Origin of the sequence: Chitinophaga sp. CF118, assembly GCF_900112615.1 — a bacterium.
Classification (GTDB): domain Bacteria; phylum Bacteroidota; class Bacteroidia; order Chitinophagales; family Chitinophagaceae; genus Chitinophaga.
In genome coordinates this window covers 711,966-732,908 of the sequence record NZ_FOMK01000002.1, presented here as the reverse complement: position 1 = coordinate 732,908, position 20,943 = coordinate 711,966, and the positions used below count along the sequence as shown (strand labels likewise).

Below are 20,943 nucleotides of genomic sequence, written 5' to 3'. Positions count from 1 at the left end.
AAAGTAAATGATTAATTGAATAAGATAGGCTGAAATAGCCTCTGCCGATAAAAAAATCTAACTGGGTTTAGAATTATATATTTTATAATCAATGTTTTATATAGAGGCTTGTACCGAAAAATCTAATAGGTAACTGACAGGTTTCAGGGTAAAAAACATACTTTTAACTGCTATGAGGCAATGGAGTATTTCGAGATCAGTGAAACATATATTGTAATGACTATGCTGCTTATAGGGCTGAAATATTGAAAATAATCTTATCACCCCTGACACAGGGTTGTCACTACCCCCATTTACCTTTGTTTAAACAATTACCTAAAACAACAGAAAATGGAAAAATCACCAATCTTACGCGGTCTGGCAACCGTTAGTTTCTATGCAACAGATCTTGACGCTGCGAAAAAATGGTATAGTGAGTTATTAGGAGTTGAACCTTATTTTAATGTTCCCGGGTATACGGAGTTTCGTATTGGAGACTATCAACATGAACTGGGTATAATTGACAGCACTTATGCTCCTAAAGGTTCAGCAAATAATCCTGCAGGTGCTATAGCTTACTGGCACGTTGATGATCTAAAAGAAACGCTTGACAAGCTGATTGCTGTAGGAGCAACGCTGTATCAGCCAATCACTGACCATAGCGGAGGAAAAGGAGCATTTGTTACTGCTTCCGTAATTGACCCCTTTGGGAATATCCTGGGGATAATGACCAATGTACATTACCTGGAAATACTCAATCAAATCAATACAAAAGGTTAATTATGGAAACAAAAGATGGGAAACAGGCAATCTACGCCGAAACCAGATCTGACTGGCGAGAATGGCTGAAACAAAATAGCCGGAATGAAAAATCTGTGTGGTTAATTCTTTATCATAAAAAAAGTAAAGTACAGAGTGTGAGCAACAGCGATGCCGTGGAAGAAGCGTTATGTTTTGGCTGGATTGACAGTTTGAAGAAAAAAAGGGATCCTGAAAGCTTCTATCTGACTTTTACACCCCGCAACCCTAAAAGTACATGGAGTAAAATCAACAGGGAGCGGGCAGAGAAACTTATCGATAAACGGTTGATGACTGAGCATGGACAAAAGCTTATTGATGTTGCTAAAAACACAGGAAGATGGGAGATTATTGAAGTGGAAAAATAAGCGTTACACGATATTAAGTTTGAGAAATTAACCGTACTGCACAGGTAACCAGGTATCAGGCGGGCTGTTGCAATGAAAAGCATGTCAATTTAAATCTATGCGTTTAAAGAGCATATGATAAAACTGACTTTACATGTAGAATATTTAGATGTAGAAGAAATACAAAATTAATGACGTTTAAATTGAAATTTAATATACCTTCAATTTCCTCAAGAAGTTATCACCAATAAATAATCATCTGTATACATAAAGCAGAATCAAAAAGAATACAAGAATAAAAATCACCTTAGAAAACAAAGCAAATTAACAGCCATGGGCTGTGTATGTAGTTGCCCCATATTGTTCAGACAATAACCATGTAAGCATGAAAAAGGATGAAGTGCCCCAAGTAAACGGAAGCATTGAAGCTACCGTGTCTGTTCCTGCTGCTCAACGGCTTATGGTCGGGTTGAATTCGACAAGCCTTGAACTCTGTTCTGTATCCATTCCTTATTTTGACGGGGACACTGTAACCGTAAGCTATAAGGGCCTGCCGGGCAATCAGCCGGCAACCTACAAAAATTTTGTTGCTATATGGCAAGATTCCATGATACCGTGGACGGCCATGCCTCTGGCGCAATTGCCGATAGGACAGAACTCACAGCAAGGTACTCTGGTTATAAGCGGGCTTACGATCACAAGTAGCGCCTATATAGTAGGCTATGGAGTAGGGCCTGATATAACCAATATCTGTTGCAGCAGCATTATATCTGCCGGTGGTCTCCTTGCAGCACCAACGCAGGTAAGCATCAGCCTGAATTATCTGGGCACCAGTTCACTTTCTATCCACTATCAGACACTGGGAGGATATCTGCCGCAGCAATATAACAACTGGATCGGGCTATGGAAGGGGTATGCGTCTCCTTACAGTGCCGTTGCGCCTGTTTCAACTGTAATGATCAACAGCAATGCCAGCGAAGGTACCGTAGGTATGAATAACGTACCGCTGGGCATTAATTCAAACTATACGCTCATTTATTTTATGGGCAAAGAGAATACCATGGCGGCAGCCATACTCAACTTCAACACATCTACACCCGTCACGGGAACATAAGATCACCTCGTTCTTTTAATCAACAAAAAAAACACCAAAACAATGGAAACACAAAATTTAGAAGCACAGAAAGTGCTTGTAGCTCTCACGGCCTCTGACTCGTTGACTACAACGATCAATATCTCTAACGTGTCTGCAGAAGCAATTGATGTAGACTATGACACAATGCCCGGCAACCAGCCGAACACTTATGGCAACTTCCTTGCCATCTGGCAGAATTATGATACCATTCCATGGAATACAGAACCGCTCAAAACCTTTCCGGTACCAACAAACACACCTTCCGGTTCTGCGTCTTTTACCGGCCTTAATGTGAATAACAACAGTTATATCATTGGGTATGCTGTAGGCTCCATTCTTAACGGCAGCGTTCAGAAGTACGGTAATATATGTGCTACTGCATTTATTCCAGCAGCATCTTCCAACGGGGATCAGGGTACCATCTTTACGCCTTCTATTTCCAATTTCAATATTGGCAGCACTTCCGTTTCTTTCCAGTTTGAATTACCGGATGGCATTACACCACAAACCAATGGCGCCTGGGCTGCAATATGGAAAGGTGGAAACCCTTCTTACTTCAGCACCACTCCCTTGTCTGCAATTCCAATTTCACCGGATTCTTCATCCGGCAGAGCTGCATTCAATAACGTGACAATAGGCAGGGGTATCACATACACTGTAGCAATTTTCATGAGCGGATACAATGCCGCCGGTGGCAGCACACAACGTGCAGTAGCCTGCTCTGCAAGTTTTACTAATTAAAATATTACTGATGCCAGGCCCGTACTGCCCAGGCAGTGCGGGCATTGGCTTTTCTATTCCGTGCTTCCATAGCAGGGCTACAGCGTTATGTACCTGCCTGGCGGGTGTTTTATGCCCGGATTGTTTCTCCTTCATCACATGTAATCTGAGCGTCATGGCTTTCTTCAACAAACAATTTATCGACCAGTTATACATCGCAGAAACCAATGCGGGCGATGTTGGCTTCATTGCATTTGTAATACCAGCCGGCATCACTACCGGAGTTGATACAATAGAATTGAAGGAAGCACTGGCCAGTACAACTTATTTGGGCAGCTTCGCATTTGCAGCTGTACCACCAGTTATTAACAGTGTAGAAAGTGCTACGGCATTCGTTAACAGCATATACAGCGTATTGAGCGGCTCTGGTGCAGGTCGCGCTTTTATATGGCTGCAGGACAGTGCCAATATTAACCGTAATACGGCACCGCTGATGGGTATCGACAGTGATGGCACAGCCGTCAACAGTGGGTTACAAGCCCCGCTTACCACTAGTCTCTCACTCACCGTGGCCAATGGGATGGCACTCACATGGAAAGATGATACCACCCTTTTGCTCAATGGTTCGCAATACAATTACACTATCGGTTTCTCCGGTCCATCTGCTCCACAGACGCGTGCTCCGGCTATTGGCACCATAGCATTCAGCGGATCGCTAAGGGGAACAATCCAGTTCTCTATCGGTATACAACGGCAATCATTATACGATGATTTTCAATGGGGCTTCCAGTTGTTATATCCGGTACAGGAACCTGACCGTAACGCTCTCTCTGAGTGGCTTCCATTAGCTGATACTACAAATGCAGCCACGGACTTTATCGGGTTCGCAGTAAGCATTGATCCCACAGATGTATTCAATACTGCATACGATCCATGCCGCACCGGCGCCTGCACTATAAGCGGCAGCTATGCCAGCAGACGTACCTGGTTTAACTTTACCGGCATCAATGCCGATGGTGCAGGCACAATGCTGGCTTCTTTTTTCAGAACAGTATTTGGTGCCGCCGTTAACCTGTTACCCGAAGTATCGGGCGGAAACACACTGCCTGCAAGGCTTGTATTTGCTGGTGGAGAATACACTTCATCAACCACACAAAGATTTTTAGTTACTCCCGAAGGAGACTTCACGATACAGATACCATCTGCTGCAGAAAGTCCGCAATACCTGATAGGTGGCATGCAGGGTACGGAATTTTTTAGCATTACGCCGAAAACAGACACTACAAACGGTGACAGGTTCCGCTTCCTTTCCTGTCAGCCTGCATATGCCCCTAAATTTCCATTTGAAGTAGCATCTCCGGTAAAAACACCGCAGGATCCCAATGCTCCACTGCTCGACAGCACATTTTCCTCCTCATGGGCTACATTCATTGCCGCTGAGGGCAATACTATTTACTATATAGCACAGCCGAAAGGGTCTCCTCTGTTCGGCAGCGATGGACTCATTACTCCACAATACACTGATTTATTCGGGCATAATACTCCCGGGTTTACTTATGTGGCAGATGATACCGTTACTTTCCCGATGTTGCCTTATAATGGAGTAACAGCTGGCGACGGCATTAACTCTTTCTCACAGGAACAGATTGTAACCTTCGAAAACCAGGTGATAAGTCCTACACGGAGAAAAAATGTAGGGAAACTTTCCACTTCAAAATCTTTATTGTCTGCCACCAGAACTCTGCAAAGTGAAACTCCGCAAACATCCACTACACCATCCGGGCTGCTTGTAACACTCACCACAGCCGGTGGACAAATGCAATGGAACGAGGTACTGCTGGGGCAAAACACAGATAACGGCACAGCGTATTTCCTCAAATTCGTGAACCCGGACGAGCAACTGGTGGAAGCACTGCAGACGGGCGACCTGATGCTTGTAGCTGCTAATGCGGATTATCTTGGTCAACTGAATGGTTCTACACCAGGGCAACCGGCGTTTTTAAACAAGATGAGCATTGGTAGCTGGGAAATGACCGCTAATGTAGGACAGCAGAATAAATACAATGACTACCGGAATGTAATGCTGATTAAAGCAAAAAAGGGGAAGCTTTATGATCCGGCAGATGCAACCAACAGCCTGGTGGCTAACCCCTCAAAATGGACGCAAAAAGATGCTTTTGCTTCACCAACAAATACCAATGATGACGGTACCATAATGCCGCCTGATAACGATCAGCTGGTAACACTTTCGCAATGGCTGCAAAATTACTTTAAACAGGCAATGGCGCAGGGCGACAATAAATACTTTACAAAATTCAATACTATAGCGCAGGACGAAAACTGGACTGGTATCCTGTTTTTACGCATGGACATTAGCAGACTGCCCGATAATCTTGCTGGTATCATGGCCGGCGTTACGGATCCTGATGCATTTAATGCGCATCACCTCGCAGTGGAAATAAGCCCGGTAAAGAAGAGTGGGGCAGATGCTGTTCTGGATAAGCCCAGCACTATATTCGGCCTGATCTATTATGTAGACCCCGATTTTATAGATGACGGCACAGATACGGCTATTGCTCCTGTTACGGCAACTACCTACGACTTCCGGTTGCTGACTCTGAAAGTGCTTTTTGAGAACACGGCTGTACGAAGCTTTGAAAGTCTTGCCCAGCTTACCATTACAGAGCTACTTAATATGCCCGTAACTGGTATGAGTGTTCCGGACAATGTGTATCATAATATATTGCTGAAAGGAAGCCTGCAGATAACAGACAGTCAGACGTTATACAATCTTTCCAGCCAGGGTGATAATACTTTTTATTTCGACAACAACATTATTCACAAAATACAGATCTCAAACGTAATACTTAGTACACTCAATACAGACAAAGATGGAAATGTACTGTCCTGGTTTGGCATGAGTGGCTTTATAGATTATTACCTTGTTAGTGATGAAGAGACGGTGCCGGTATTTGATATTTTTTCCTTCGGAAATAAGCCCGGCGAAGATGAACCAAATCAGGGACTCAAGTTCAGTAATCTCGGCATATCAATGGCATTCCCGGAATCTGATCCGCCATCAAAAACAATGGCACTGGATGCTACACAGATCAGTTTTGATACGAGCCACAGTACACCAAGAGACTCCAGCATCTTCCTCAATTTTGCCCTGGACCTGCAGGGACTGATAATCGCAAAGCCCCTTACTACTTTATCGGACAAAGGTTACCTGCCTGTAATACCCGACATTGCCTTGTCTGATGTAAGCTCCGGCTGTTGGTACGGCCTGCGTTTTAAGCTGAATATGGGCACTCCCGGCGAGCTTGCCGGGAAAGTAAGTCTGGATTCCTATCTGCTGATAGCATGGTCGCCCAACAGTAAGGGCGATGGCACTTATAAAGCATCTGTAGGTATATCATTACCGGGTACCGGAGGCGGGGCCAAACTCATAAGCCTGCAGAGTGTAATGAAAATATCGATAGGGCAGATACGGCTTACTTACGATACTTCGCAAGCTTCCTTCCTGCTCATGTTTACAGAAATAGCATTGCAGTTTTTGGGCATGCTGAAAGTACCACCAAATGGTTCTGTGCTGTTCTATCTGTTTGGCAATCCCGACTCCGGCGGCAAAGCAAGCGGCCTGGGATGGTATGCTATGTATAAAAAACAAACATCACCGGCAACAGTATAATATTTCAAACTTCTAATAACTCATACTATGAGCTTATTCCAGGACTTAGTAGCACTCTTCACAGGGGCTACAGATATACGGGACCAGTATACCGGCATTTCAATTGAAGAAATGCTTGACTATATCAGAGAAGAAGGAGAACTGCGCTTTTATGTAGATGAATCGCTCAACTACGGACATCAGGCCACGACGGTGAACATCATGAAGCGCATCATTAACAGAGCAACATACACGGGCAATATCGTGGTATACTATGCCGGCGGAACCAAAACTGCCGATAAACTTGCTATCTTATTGCCCGGCCTGAACCCTGGAACTATTAATACTACAACAATAAGTTACGGCAGCTGTACCAATATCACGTTTAAGCCATTTCCTGTTTCCGTTGAGCCTACACAAATCAGGTTCGGTTTTACCGGGGGGGCGGATGAAATGAAAGATAATTTTGCGGAAATGTTGAAGGTTGACTATTTCCTGCGGATGGAACCCTACCTCTGGGAAATGCTCAATAAAAACAATGTAACAAGTGCAGTACAAACAACCGGCAAATTAGATATTTTCAATCTCTCCAAACAATCTTTACAGTTCAATAGCCTTGCTTATAAATTCACAGAAGAATCTGTTGACGATGTATCGCAAGAGGTATGGACATGGTATACAACCCAGGTTTTCAATCCTGATTTGTCCATACGCACTAAAAACGTAAAAGCTGTATATGATGTTTATTCCGGTACCCCGTCGGCAATGAGCCTGTGGCCGGTTTACGGGCTGCATCAGTTTAAAGAAGATGCCGGTGAAATGAGTCTTAATCTTGTATTATCCGCACTCGATATTATAGAAGCAGCAAAGAAGCCATTGGTCATTCTGCATTTCAGCGATCCTGCAAAAGCTGAAGCCAATATTTTCCAGTACCTGGATGCTCTTAAAGAAGATATTAACAACAACATCAAAGCGCTTACCAATCTGAAAAGCGCAATATCAAAAACTTATATTGAGATTGAGGATGATTTCCTGATGGCATATTCTCCTGCCAACCTGAATGCATTAATCAATAAACTCACTGAGTATGTTACACCAGCTATAGATAATTCCTACAAGCTTGTGCTGCTGAAAGGTTATTCGGATGGCTCATACGTAGACATATCTGCTGAAATAACTACCGCGCTGGCCACTGCAACCCGCAAGCAAATCTTTGTGATTTCTATCGGCTCTGTGCCACAGGATGTATATAATTATTTTTACGGAAATGGAACCTTGCCTGGTATATTTGAGGGCCAGGGAACATCCAGTTTGGTAATCAGTCTTGGCAGGCCATTTATGCAGGTACCCAAGAAAGGTACCAATGATGCGACCAATTATCCATCTACTCTTGCAGCTAGCAATTATTCTGAAATTGCACAAAGCTGCAAAACATGGGTAACGTCCCTGAGAGATCTTTCTTTTGATACATTCCTGAAAAAGAAAGCACCGAGTACCCCTGCAGTTTATATAAATAAGCTTAACATTATAACGAATTCTGCCCTCGGATCAATCGATTCATCCTCTGAACTCAATCACTATTTTACCGCACTGGGAGAGTACTATCAGAAAGATATACACGACAAACTGATGATGGGGCTGGTGGCAGTGGATTCACTGATACTGGTAAGTGAAAGTAAAGTGTATGCAGAGCGCCTGGGCATTTCTGCCGAAGAGTCAGAATCACTTACATTACAGCATCCACGTGACCGTTTCAGGGAGCGGTTATCAACATTCGGAGGCGATGGTACAGAAGGATTGGATGTAGCAGTTGGGGAATCAGGACCACTTACACTACAGGAAGTATACGACCGGCTTATTGCAGCCTGGTCTGACGGACGTATCAACTTGTTGAGCGCCCTTCCCCAAACTTACTTCAGTGACTTCTTTGCAAAAGTGACCGGCAATATATTTTCAATTGCAGTGCCGGAAGAAGATATCATTGCCGAAAAAGATGTTGACGGCAACATTACGAAAGTGACTGTTTCGGGAGCCACAACCATGTCGTTCCTCGATGTGAAAATGAATATAGAACTGGTTTACACAGCAGAATCGGGGCCGGTAATAACTCAGGTTACTGCAACAGCAGATCAGGTATGGACGATTGAAAATATACCCTGGATATTGTTTAGCAATCCGGGCTTTACTATGAAAGTAAACGAAGGCGGTTTCCCGGTGCAGGGTGGTATACTCGGCACCTTGGAAAGTTACGGCACAAGTGTGAGCCTTCTGATCGAATATCCTGTAGCAGAAAGCACCTGGATGCTTTCTGCAGCATTTGACGGCAATTATCCTGGCATCGCTACCATTTTCCAGGCCGCAGGAGGTATTAACCTTGTGCAGGTTCTTCCCGCGCCGCTCAGTCAGTTGGCAGGTTTCGGCCTGAAGGAAGTGCAGCTGATGTATAACTCATCTACCCTCAGTTTCGACTATATGTCGTTTGAAATGACGACGAACAGCCCATGGACCATTTCGCAGAATCCACTGTTCACTATTGCACCTACCGTAGATGTAAGTGTTTATAATGTTGCCGATGTAAGCAACCGTACTACCAATTTCCTGGTTACAGGATCATTTACCATTGGTAATGGCACTATTACAATGGTTGGCGGGTATCCTGATTTTTCACTGTACGGAGGCCTTACAGATGGTACTATACAGCTCAGTGATCTGCTGGCATTATTTGGGGGACAGCTTGACCTGGCGACTTCCGTTACGGAGTTCAATTACAGTTATATTCCCAGTCAGAAGTATTACGAGATAGACGCTATACTGGAACCCGACAAACCGCTTGTTGTGGCAGGGATATTCAGCATTGATAATCTCAGCTTTAATGTCAACAGTAATAATTCCATAAATACAGTATTTCTCGGCGGACAGATAACTGCATTGCCCAACTCGGCAAAGATCGTTATGGAACTTAGTGGCATGTATGCCACAGGTAAAGGATGGACATTTACCAGCAAACAAACATCCGGTGTTGTGAAAATCGGAGATATGCTTTCGTATTATCTCGGCAACAGCTGGGCACCTCCTGAAGAATATAATTACGGCATTGACGGACTTTCATTTACCATTAATACAGTCACATCTTACTGGGAATTCGGCGCAAAAACAGCAGCCCCATGGCATATCGACTTCCTTAACCTTACTGTTGCAGGAACCGCACAGGTAGGGTATGGAAAGAAAAATGAGAAAGCAACTGTTGGTAATTATGGCGCCATCTCCGCAGATATCACCTGGAATAACATCAACATTACTACTTTCTACAATTTTAACCCCGATTATCAGGCATATGGTATTACCTGGGGTATACTTACCGGTGAGGTAGAAGAGAAAACCATAGACGCGAAAGTACACCAAATAGCCACATTGAAATTCAATGAAACTACTACTATAGGAAGCCTGGTGGAAATAATGGTATCGTGGGCTACCGGCACCAGTTTCGGACTGGCAGCACCGTGGAATGTGCTGAACAGTATACCGCTCAATAACCTTTCACTGGTTTACGATTTTACCGATAATAAAGTCAGCTTTAATGTCGGCATAGGGCCGATTAACCTGGGTTTCGTTACTATTAAAGGTATCAGCGTTTCCTACAATAGTAAGGATCCCAATCCTGACAACAACGGTGTAATAGTTGCGCTGGATGTAACTGCTGCATGGGGCGAAATACCACCATGGAATGCAGCCAAACCTGAAACCACACCGGCACCTCCCGGACAAGGTAACAAATACCTGGACCTGCGCCTGCTGGCATTAGGGCAACATGTAACACTCGACTGTTTTAAAACAGCCGATAATGTACAAGCAGCTATTGCCTGCATGTCTGCACTGCCAGATACCGAACCCGGAAAAATACCTGCCGTGCATTTTGATGCCAACAGCTCCTGGCTTACTGGTATGGACTTTGGCCTGCTGCAGTTGGGCGGAGACAAATCCAATGCAGTAGCATTGGCAGCTGAAACGGCCGATGCTGGAGGGTATTTCATTACAATGCAGATCGTATTTAACGATCCGTATCTATACGCATTACGTGTTGCGCTGGAAGGCGAGCCTGCCAAAATATTCAAAGGGCTGGACTTCCAGATCATGTATAAAAAAATCAGTGACAGTGTAGGTGTGTACCAGGCAGAGATTGTATTGCCCGACGTTATGCGCAAGATCAATATGGGCCAGTTTAATATTACACTGCCTGTATTCGGTATTGCGGTATATACCAACGGCGACTTTCAGGTAGATATTGGTTTCCCCTGGAAAGAAGATTTTTCCCGTTCCTTTACTTTCCAGACACTTATCTGGACACCTATAGGTATTCCCATCCCCGTAATGGGATCGGCGGGCGTTTATTTTGGTAAGTTATCCAGCGCCACTACAAACAGAGTTCCTGCTGCAACCAATGGTACATTCAACCCTGTACTGGTATTCGGTTTCGGCGTGCAGTTTGGCTTCGGTTATTCTTTTGATGTAGGTATACTCAAAGCAGGGTTCAGTCTTACTGCAGTAGCCATACTTGAAGGCATACTGGCAAAATGGAATCCTTACCAGCTCACTGATGGCAGCGGTAATAATACACAGCTGGAAACTTCCTATTACTTCTGGTTCCGCGGTACGGTAGGCATTATCGGTAAGCTGTATGGTACAGTGGATTTTGCTATTGTAAAAGCAGATGTGAATATAGATCTCAGGCTGCTGGCACAGATCACCTTTGCTCCATACGAACCGATAGAAGTATCCATTACCGCATCTGTAAGTGTATCGCTCCGTATTACCATCAATCTTGGGCTTTTCAAAATAAAGATCAGTTTCAGCTTCTCTGCAAGAATACAGGAAAGCATTACTATAAAAGCTATTGGCGGTACACCGCCGTGGATTACTACAGGACAGGAACAATTGCTTGCTGCCGGTGTACCTGTATATCAAAGAAGAAGCCGGAGACTTTACTATGACCAGAAAGAACTTATGGCTGTGCGCTCCGTTACCAGCCCGGTATGGTCTAACCTGGAAAAGGCAGCAATGCCGGTTCCGCTTACTGCATATGCAGGGCTTGGCCTTACTATAGCAGGAGACAATGCCGCAAATGTATCTCAGCAACTGGCATGTTATATTGCTATGCTCTTCATAGAATCTGTACCGCCGCCGCAGGATGATAAGGTGAATGGGCAACAAAAGGCTTATGGTGCAGGTATTGATACCTCTTTCGAACTGTTGGGCAAACAGGTATTCCGGTGGGCTATTGCAGCCATACAGTCTGCTCCAATGACCAGCGCAGAGATTGATGCCACAATCGTGACTGACCTGCAGCTTGCAGCGTTGCTCGATTATTTAAGTGATACTGCAAACCCTACGCCGATAACTGCTGAGGATGTAAGTACATTTATGACCAACCAGTTTACGGTTACCGTAAACGCACCTACATCCGGAGAAACGGATGCCACTTATTTCCCCGTTCCGCCGGAAATGTTGCTTACACTGCCGGATTACGGAACAGATTATAAAGGCATTTCGTACGACTTTGCCGGATATAACAGTACATCTACTTCATACACAGAATACCTGAGAGCTTACTTTAATGAACTGGCCGTACAGGTGGAAGAAGATGAAGATGCCGGTAACCTGAAAGCGCTTATAATGGACGATGCAGAAGGCATGTCTATGGGCAGCTTCATCTATAGTGATTACTTTCTGCTGATATGCCGGCAGATGATACAGTCGGCAAGGGAGTCGCTCAAAGATTATAAATATTATCTGCAGGAGAATCAGACTGTAAATGACATTGTTAACTGGGTAAATGAAAAAGCAGGAATAGATCTGTATACGATTGATGCTTTATTTACAGACAATGTTTCATCCGGACTTAGCGCAGGCAAAATGCTGCGTGTAACAGGCAGCACTTATATTGTGCAGGCATCGGATACTTTCGACAGTATTGCAGCGCAATCCATATTTTACAATGGGTTTACAAGTAAAGAACTTGCCACTACCAATCAGGCTACTGCTAATACATTATCCGCAGGCGTTACAATCAGTTATCCGGATAAAGATCCTTATAAAACACTTGCAGGACAATCGCTGAATGATGTGGCACTGGCCATAGGTGTATCTGTGAGCGACCTGATTAATAACGGTAATATCACAGGTCTCGCCGGGTTACTTTTGCCCGTTGCTACAATTAGCATTCCTTCGTTCAACAGCACTACGGCAAGCGGTGATACCCTAAGTAAGGTTGCATCTAAATACAATATTACACAACAGCAGCTGGCAGCACCTGCGGAAAATGGAACTATAATAGATCTCTTTGATAAGACTGCTGGCGATTATTTAAACATCGCCAACCTGCAGCAATTCCAGGCAGGTGAACTGATTAGTGAAATACAGGCAACAAACGGTCTGCAGCACTTATCCGGCATGACGTCCCGCTACTATATGGCAGGGCTGCGGCTTCCAACAGACGGCATCACACCGGAATATAAAGGCATGTGGGTTACAGATAACGGAGGTGTGTTGACGTTACCTTCTTACGCCGGCTTATATGCTTTGACAGGACAGCAATTTCAGATACCTGATCTTGCCACAGAAAGTTTCGATATCCAGTTTTCCAGAACATCAGCTCTGAGCTGGCTGATATTTTCCGGCAGCAATCCGGCCCAGATGGTATTACCACTGGTACCAGGTTCCTTCGATGCTCAACAGATCAGTGCTGTGAAAGGATATGCTACTGCCAACAGTCTTGATATATATCTTTCATTACTGGGTGCACAGGATGCCTTTATCACAAAAGAAGCTACTTATCCGTTCACATCAGAAATCGACTGGAACAGTGCTTCGGCCTTTACAATGCCTTATGGCGGCGATGCCGGTGGTGTACCTGCACTGAGCTTGTGGCAATTGCCGGATACATTGCTGGAACTGCCCGATCCGCAAACCCGCATGGTGAACCCAAGGGTAAAAATGCAGATAGGGCGGTACGATGAAGCCAGTCGCACAATGGTCAATACCCCTGTCACTTATTATGGTTATGGATCACTGGTTTCATTCACCGTTAAAAAGGTTCCGGTAGTTGCTGACAGTCCGAATACCCTTACGACTTACGAGATCATGGGTGCAGACGGCAGCAATGTAGAAGTGCTGGAAAAAATGGTAAGTGGCATTGGAAACGACAAATCCCTTATTGCTACATTGACTGTAGCCTACGGTGTAGATTCAAACGGCACTACAACAGAAGGTATCCAGACAGATGCGCTCAATAGTCTTACGATGGGCATTGCACAGGTAAACCTTTCTACAGAAACGCGTCCCGACAGTCTTTCTGCCAAGTTCTATCTAACAGCCGAACAACAGGAAGAAATGGTATTGCTTAATGAAACGACGGACTTCATCCGTTTGCTCTGGCAGGCAAGCATCACCAGGGGAGGAGGATACTATTTGTATTATTACAATTCAGGCAGCAGCAGTGGCTTGCCGGACAGGATATTCAACGATAATAATGAAGCCACGCTTTCCCTGCTGGTATTATTTACAGCACCGGATAATGAAGCTTTACGCAATGATGTAACAAACTATATGAACGTACTGGCTACCGGCGAAGCAATAGATACAACACACTCCGTATTGTTTGCAGAAGCCAATCCGTACCAGCGTAGACTGCCATCGGACAATGTGCAAACACTATCTGCCCTGGCGTACGGATATTATGGCAATGTAGCAGATGTAGTCACCGATAATAAAGGGCTCACATTAAGGACCGGCAAACTATTGCTGGTAGATGAAGGTGTGTATGAAGTAAGACCTGAGGGGCGTGCTCCGGGTGGTAATCTGAATACTATTGCCTCTTATTTCGGAACAACGTCCGATGCAATTAAAGTAGCCAATCCGTTACAGACAAACTGGCCGGATGTATTGCCACTGTACACAGCACTATACCTGCCGGAAATTACAATAACCGTGGGTACAGGTAATGGAGGTAATACATTTGAAAGCATTGCTTCCTACTATGGAGAAGACCTGGCAGCATTGGGAGGCAAAAACCAGGAAGTAGCAGGCCTCTTTGCCGATAATCAACAGATAATTATTAATGGCGGGCCGGATATACGTACCTCTTCCGTAGCGGCGGGAGTGGCCGGTATTGCGGCTGAAAGACCAGTGCCCGCAGCAATTCCTGACGATCCTTCCACTCAGGATTATGGTAAGCTATTCCTGCTTAACACATACAACATGCTCTCTTACCAGGTGGCCGATAACAATTATTTCGCTGCAAGTAACCTGGGGCTTCCTGCTACACCATCGGGAGAAACGGAAGATCAGGATACGAATGATAAGATGAGTTATCCTAAAACATTGGAAGAAGGCGACAACTGGAGTTATTCGCAATCTATACCATATACACGCTTCGCCAAAAATGTTGCATTGACTTCCGGTATTATGCCGGATCAGAGCGGCAGTCCATATCGTGGTCTTGGCGGTTTACTGCAGATAGATTATGCATGGCAGGATCTGTATGGCAACAGGATCATTACTACGCTGTCCCAGCCATCCGGCAACAGCCAGTTGAACATGCCGCCTGTACTCACCGGCTATACTGATGCGTTAATTGGATTGAACCAATGGCCTTCCGTTGCCGCATCGTGGGAAGTGAATACGGATAAAAACGAAGAACCGCAGTTACAGCTTAGCCTTTCATTTGGTGATAGCTATTACCAGGGGCTCATGTGGGCCAAAGTTGTTGGGGCTACAAGCATCACAGGATGGTTTACCGAACCGCTCGATGAGATATCTGCTATAGACCCGGCAAATTACAGTCTGGACAGCGGTATCAGCATCAAGAGCATAACACTCGGCTCAGATAAGCAGACGGTGACAATACAGGTGGACAATGTACCGGAAAACCTGCTGGTAACTTTAAGCATTAACAACATCAGTAATACAGACAAGACGGAGACGTATACGGGCGTTGCACAATTCAGCTATCCGGAAGTTCCGGCAGAAGCCACTTCAACAATCATTGAACAGGCTAAAAAAGACATGTCTGTATACGAGCAGTTATGGTACCAGCTTACAGACCCTAACGGTATTGCTTATACGGTAGATACAACACTGCTGCAGAATGGATACACACTCACTGTAGCTCAGGTTTCGGATCTTGTGGAAGACTGGATCTCATCTATCTACCTGTTCCTCGAAAACAGATCACAAGGGCTCACAGTAGTGCCTTCGCCCGATGCTGCGCACTTGCTGACATTTGCGATTGATACAACAAATCTTAACGCTGCACAGATATTCCGTCTCGATCTGAACTTCACTGTAAAGCGTACAAAAAATGCCGCATCAGGCGATCTTGAAACCACAGGCGGCATATTGCAGGCAGTAACACAAGTATCTCCGCTTTCCGATACGGAAGGAGGATACACGTATAGCCTCAATACTTTTGCAGCGCGGTTTGAAGAAGCACTGCTGCAACCGGATAAATATGAATTGCGTATTGCAACAGGTACAGACCGGGAAGATGCGGGTAACGATAAAGAAACATGGGCAGTAAGACTGGGGCTGGATAAAAATGCGCTGACGCCGGTAGCATACACTATCAACGATCCGGCTGAGCCAGATATATTCGCACCCCGTCCTATATCCAATAAACTGGAGTCGCGCCGGCAAGTTCCCATATATTATTATTCTGAAAAAACGGGTATAGATTTTAATACACCGTCTGTCTACATTGATTTTACTGGTATCGATATGGACCAGTGGGGACATCTGTTTTTCAGCAGCATAGATGATGTACTGTCGCCCGAGTTTACAGCTGCTATTCAGCTGGTAGACAATAAAAAACAGACAACTTACCTGGAAGATCTGCTGGCTGGTAAAAAAGCATTGGCAGATATTGTGAAGGAGTGGATGATACCGGTATTCAGTGGTGAAACTGCAAATGCCGATGCTGTAAAAGAGTCGTTTAAACAACTGCTGCTGGTGAAACTGGGCAATGCTTATACCACACAGGCTGCAGTACAGTTTCATGCTACAGTAAGCGCAGATGCAGCAGAGGGGATATTCCCACGCCTTTACGGCAGTATCAGCCGCAACTTCAAATGTGCAGATGCAATGGCAGATGCCCAGGATAATACTATCGTTTACCTGATATTTACAAATCCGCCAGATGAAGTATCAGCTGGTATCAGCAGTAATTTTACAGTAAGCGACGGGCTTATTGTAGTCAGCTCTGGCATAGATTCTGCTGATATACGGAGGGTTATCATAAAGTTGAACGGACAAGCGATTGCTGGTAGCACACAAGTGACAATAAACGCCGGCTTTACAGATATGACCGGGAATATTATTATGCCACCACTTGTAAAGATGGTGCTGGCAGAGATCAATGAAGGTAATAACAGTGACTCCATTACGTTTACTTCTCCCAAGCTTTCCCTGGAAACAAGTAATACAGTGACACTTCCATTCCTGATCTCATCGCCGCAGATTGTGAGAGGCAGCAGTAATGAATTATTACCTTATGTAGATCTGGACCTGAGCTTTGCCGGTAGTTCAATTGAACATCAGATTAGCACATTGCCCAATATTGAAGGCTATGAAGCATCTACCTGGTTGAGCTTTGTTACACCGTTGTCAATGAATGACAGTCCACTTACCGGCGATCTGGGTAAGATACAAGTGCCGATGGTACTGCGCGAATTCCCGACAGCACCTTCAATGGTCAACCAGTCCGGAGAATCTACAGTTCCACCGGATACTGCAGATATTAACCAGTTGCTGAACTGGAACTATAACATCGAGTATGCTTTACCGATACACTACCCGCAGGATCAGCTGGACTTCACGATCAACTTCAATGTAGCAGATACCAGCAATATGATGCTCAGGGGTATTGAAGATGCCTTCCCACAGCTGGCAGAATTTATTACCGTATCGCCGTCCGTATACGCCGTACTGGAAACACAGCTTACTCTGGTAACCGCCGTTACTGCCGATGGGGATCCTCTACTGGATACAGTATCTACCGCGCTTACTTCTTATACAGAGCTGTTATCGCAGGTGGTCACTGCTGCCCAGGGCAATATGCTGACAATGCCGGGTAGCAATAGCAGGCTTACAAGTACTGAAGTGCTGCCTTATACATTCTATATACAGGAAGGATCGGCTACAGTAGATGAAGTGCAGGCGCTTATTGTATCAGTGCATGGCTTACCACCGGATGGTATAGGACAGCCGCTTGTAGACATCAAAGGATATGAACGCCATGCATATACGCAGATATGCGCCGGAAACTTCTGCTATTACTATATGAAAGACGGGGCTGTATTATCTGCTGCTGCAGGACAAGTGATACCTGACAGGACGGTGATTATTCCGGCAATGAATATTCTTGCCCGGCAGGATGCCGCTACCACAGCATTCATTAGGAGGAATGCCGAGTTGGTACCTGGAAAGCCAAGCAGTGAACCGTTCATATATACAACCGGTATGGTAGAGTTTTCAAATCCTTACCATCCTACTACTGACTGTGATACCCCGATAGATATATCAACGATCAATGCTCCATCCGGGAAACACAATTATGCATCACTCACTACGCAGCTTACAAACCTGTTTGATGCATTACTGGAAGAGAACTCTCAGGATACGGTCAGTTTCCTGATGAGTAGCCAGTATACATACCAACTTAATGCGGGCACAGGAAATGTAGACCTGCCGGTAATCATGCAGCCGATGCAAAGTATCCAGGTAAATCCCGGTGCCTCTACCGGCGACAAAAAACTTGCGGATATGATTGCAGAATGGGCCGGGAGTATTGGGTTGTGGTATAATAACCGGAGTCCGCTTACCACCAATGCAGCCTTATGGTTCGACCTGACGGTTTTTTCTAACCTTACACAACAGCCCCTGCCACTCGTAAGGTTGAGGACTTTAAACCTGGATATTCAATATATAACTGAGATGTAGATATCGATTTGGGTTTTGTAATGGATTATAAGTAAAGCCAGCTCCCGGAGCTGGCTTTTTATTTGTTTGTTAGTGGGGGGAAGAAGACTGTTTCATTCAACTACTTATGACCTGCGCCAAGTTTCTCTTCATCTGCAGTTCTTGGTTTGCCAGCTCCATTCGGCTGGCCTTTACCTGTAGTGATCAGGCTAAATAAACTTTGCTGTATATATTGGGTCCATGCATTTTTACAAATATCGAAGCATTCATATTCGGGAACTAAACCAAGGTGAGTTAAACGGACCTGGGTTTTGTTATCCTTTCCGGAGATTTCAAAAATAATTTTTGTGCCTGTCCATTCGCTTGTATCCTTCGTGAATTTAAAATAGTTGTCCAACACAAGCCAAACCACTTTTTTGTCAGGAATAACTTCTATTAATTTCATTTTACATCGATGAACATCTTCGTAATGATAAGTAAACTCATCATTGAGTTTATCAGTACTACCTTCAATTTCTTCTGACCACCATCCACGAACATTATTGATGGCATTGAATGCTTCTTTCGGAGTTTGATCTACCAATATGGTAGTGGTGAAATCAAGTGTATTCATTTTCTGTGTTTTTATTTAGCGGAAGAAGGGGTAAGATCTCTGTGAATGAAGTAAAATTACGGTCTTATTTTGATAGTATAAGGGTGTGAAATGGACATTGTACAGGGGTGATTTGAACAAATGCTGCGGTATGCAAGGATATGCATAAAACCCAAAGCACTGAATTGCAGTCTTTTGGACTTTACGCGTGTCACTATAGGGAGGTTATTTGTTATCAGATATAAATAAATCCCTTTTTTCAGTGATATGTATAGCGGAATACTTCTGCTACTTTTGTATCACAACGATGAAGCCATATCATTATTGAAAAACCCGTTTTTTTGAGTCCCTATTCCTATTGAAAACCTGAGGTTGTTAACCCTCTTTTTTTTCTTTCCTGTTTATAAATGAGGATCATATTGCAGAAGTTTTTTTCAAGAGAATTTTTAAATGGATATATGAATATGTAGCGTTCCGGTCTTAAGGATTTAAAAGAATATTCTTTGTATAGCCCAGCAACAAGCAACTACTGCAATACATACTGATAAGGGTATTACTATTTGCTTACGGTAATAAGGCTTATCAGCAAACCATCTTGCCAGTAAAAAATAAGCAGCTAATATGACGGTAATCTGCCCCAGTTCAACTCCCAGGTTAAACATGACAAGGCAGGTAAAATAATGTTCCCCTGGTAAACCCATATTAGCTAATGCCCCTGCAAAGCCAAGGCCATGGACTAATCCGAACAGGAATACAATACCTATTCTTGATGGCCTGAGTTTCGAAGAGAATACGTTTTCTATAGCCACATACATAATTGATAGGGCAATCAGAGGCTCTATAATGTGCAAGGGAGGAGTAATGATTTTATACATGGCAAGCCCCAGTGTAATGGAATGAGCAATAGTGAATGCGGTTGCCTGCCATAAAACCGGCTTTAACCGTGGGCTTAATAAAAACAGGCTGAGTATGAATAAAATATGATCAACTCCATATGGCAGAATATGCTGATATCCTTCAATAAGATATTGAATTTTGGTATTGGATGATAATAGCCTGGCAAATTCTCCGGGCTCCACATGGGCCAGAACAGTGTGGCATATTGAAAATTTATAACCGATTATCATGATAGTTAAGCGATATTATTACCTTTTACGTCGATATTTACGTATTTGCCTTGTAAAATATTACTATTTTGTCGATATTTAAACGGGCAATTAACAACGTATACTGCGACCTTGATCAAAAAACTATATTGGTTCCTTTTCGAGTATGATCTAAATGAGTCACTGGTTAAACCAACCAGTGGTACTGGTGAGTCATTGAAAAAGAAACTGATTAAGGATTTGTCTTATGTTGTATTATTTTCCTACACTTTTTTTATTTTCAGTCCACTGGTTCCTTTGATTTCGGATATAGCAGCACATACATTCTGGGAGAAGGAGCACCTGTTAACAGAACACAAGTTGCATGGGAAGAACCATGTTGGCCAGGAAATTTCAAAATCAGAAAAGAATACATCCAGCAATAGTGTTAAGTCGGGAGTAGAAGATTATTCTCATATACAGGTAGTGAATGTTGTTCTCAGTTTCTCCATTGACCACTCATCGGATCAGTCTTATTCTTTATTCAATTGTTCATACCCCGCCTCTTATCCTGATACAGATTATCCCCCACCAAAAGTTTAGGAATATACTTTGTTTTAGTTTTTGATAAGGCATCTTACTTTATC

General features: G+C 44.1%; 9 protein-coding genes. 7 read left to right on the top strand and 2 right to left on the bottom strand.

The genetic code is table 11. The features are described 5' to 3' along the window. Positions 1-330: 330 nt before the first annotated feature. The 6 genes from BM176_RS11120 (at position 331) to BM176_RS11095 (ending at position 18,640) form a co-directional block, all read left to right on the top strand. Positions 331-759: a VOC family protein gene (locus tag BM176_RS11120; RefSeq protein WP_090102833.1), complete on the top strand. Its 429-nt coding sequence runs from the start codon at positions 331-333 to the stop codon at positions 757-759. A 2-nt stretch (positions 760-761) separates the two neighbouring features. After that, positions 762-1,145, top strand: a complete 384-nt coding sequence (locus BM176_RS11115) for a YdeI/OmpD-associated family protein (protein ID WP_090102831.1) — start codon at positions 762-764, stop codon at positions 1,143-1,145. 364 nt (positions 1,146-1,509) lie between these two features. Beyond that, positions 1,510-2,238, top strand: a complete 729-nt coding sequence (locus BM176_RS11110) for a hypothetical protein (RefSeq protein WP_090102829.1) — start codon at positions 1,510-1,512, stop codon at positions 2,236-2,238. Between the two features lie 42 nt (positions 2,239-2,280). Further along, a complete protein-coding gene (locus BM176_RS11105; RefSeq protein WP_090102828.1) occupies positions 2,281-3,000 on the top strand; it encodes a hypothetical protein in 720 nt (239 codons plus the stop codon). 10 nt (positions 3,001-3,010) lie between these two features. Then, positions 3,011-6,670, top strand: coding sequence for a hypothetical protein (locus tag BM176_RS11100; protein WP_143097782.1), 3,660 nt, complete (start codon positions 3,011-3,013; stop codon positions 6,668-6,670). A gap of 27 nt (positions 6,671-6,697) precedes the next feature. Further along, positions 6,698-18,640 carry an Ig-like domain-containing domain gene (locus tag BM176_RS11095; RefSeq protein ID WP_090102824.1) on the top strand — a complete coding sequence of 3,981 codons (11,943 nt, stop codon included), beginning with the start codon at positions 6,698-6,700 and terminating at the stop codon, positions 18,638-18,640. A 100-nt stretch (positions 18,641-18,740) separates the two neighbouring features. Here BM176_RS11095 and BM176_RS11090 read toward each other — a convergent pair whose 3' ends face one another. Together BM176_RS11090 and BM176_RS11085 are read right to left on the bottom strand one after the other, a co-directional pair. Next, a complete protein-coding gene (locus BM176_RS11090; protein ID WP_090102822.1) occupies positions 18,741-19,232 on the bottom strand; it encodes an SRPBCC family protein in 492 nt (163 codons plus the stop codon). A gap of 467 nt (positions 19,233-19,699) precedes the next feature. Continuing rightward, positions 19,700-20,338 carry a HupE/UreJ family protein gene (locus BM176_RS11085; protein WP_090102820.1) on the bottom strand — a complete coding sequence of 213 codons (639 nt, stop codon included), beginning with the start codon at positions 20,336-20,338 and terminating at the stop codon, positions 19,700-19,702. Between the two features lie 111 nt (positions 20,339-20,449). Between BM176_RS11085 and BM176_RS11080 the strand changes: the two genes are divergently transcribed. Beyond that, positions 20,450-20,899 carry a hypothetical protein gene (locus BM176_RS11080; protein WP_090102818.1) on the top strand — a complete coding sequence of 150 codons (450 nt, stop codon included), beginning with the start codon at positions 20,450-20,452 and terminating at the stop codon, positions 20,897-20,899. Positions 20,900-20,943: the final 44 nt, after the last annotated feature.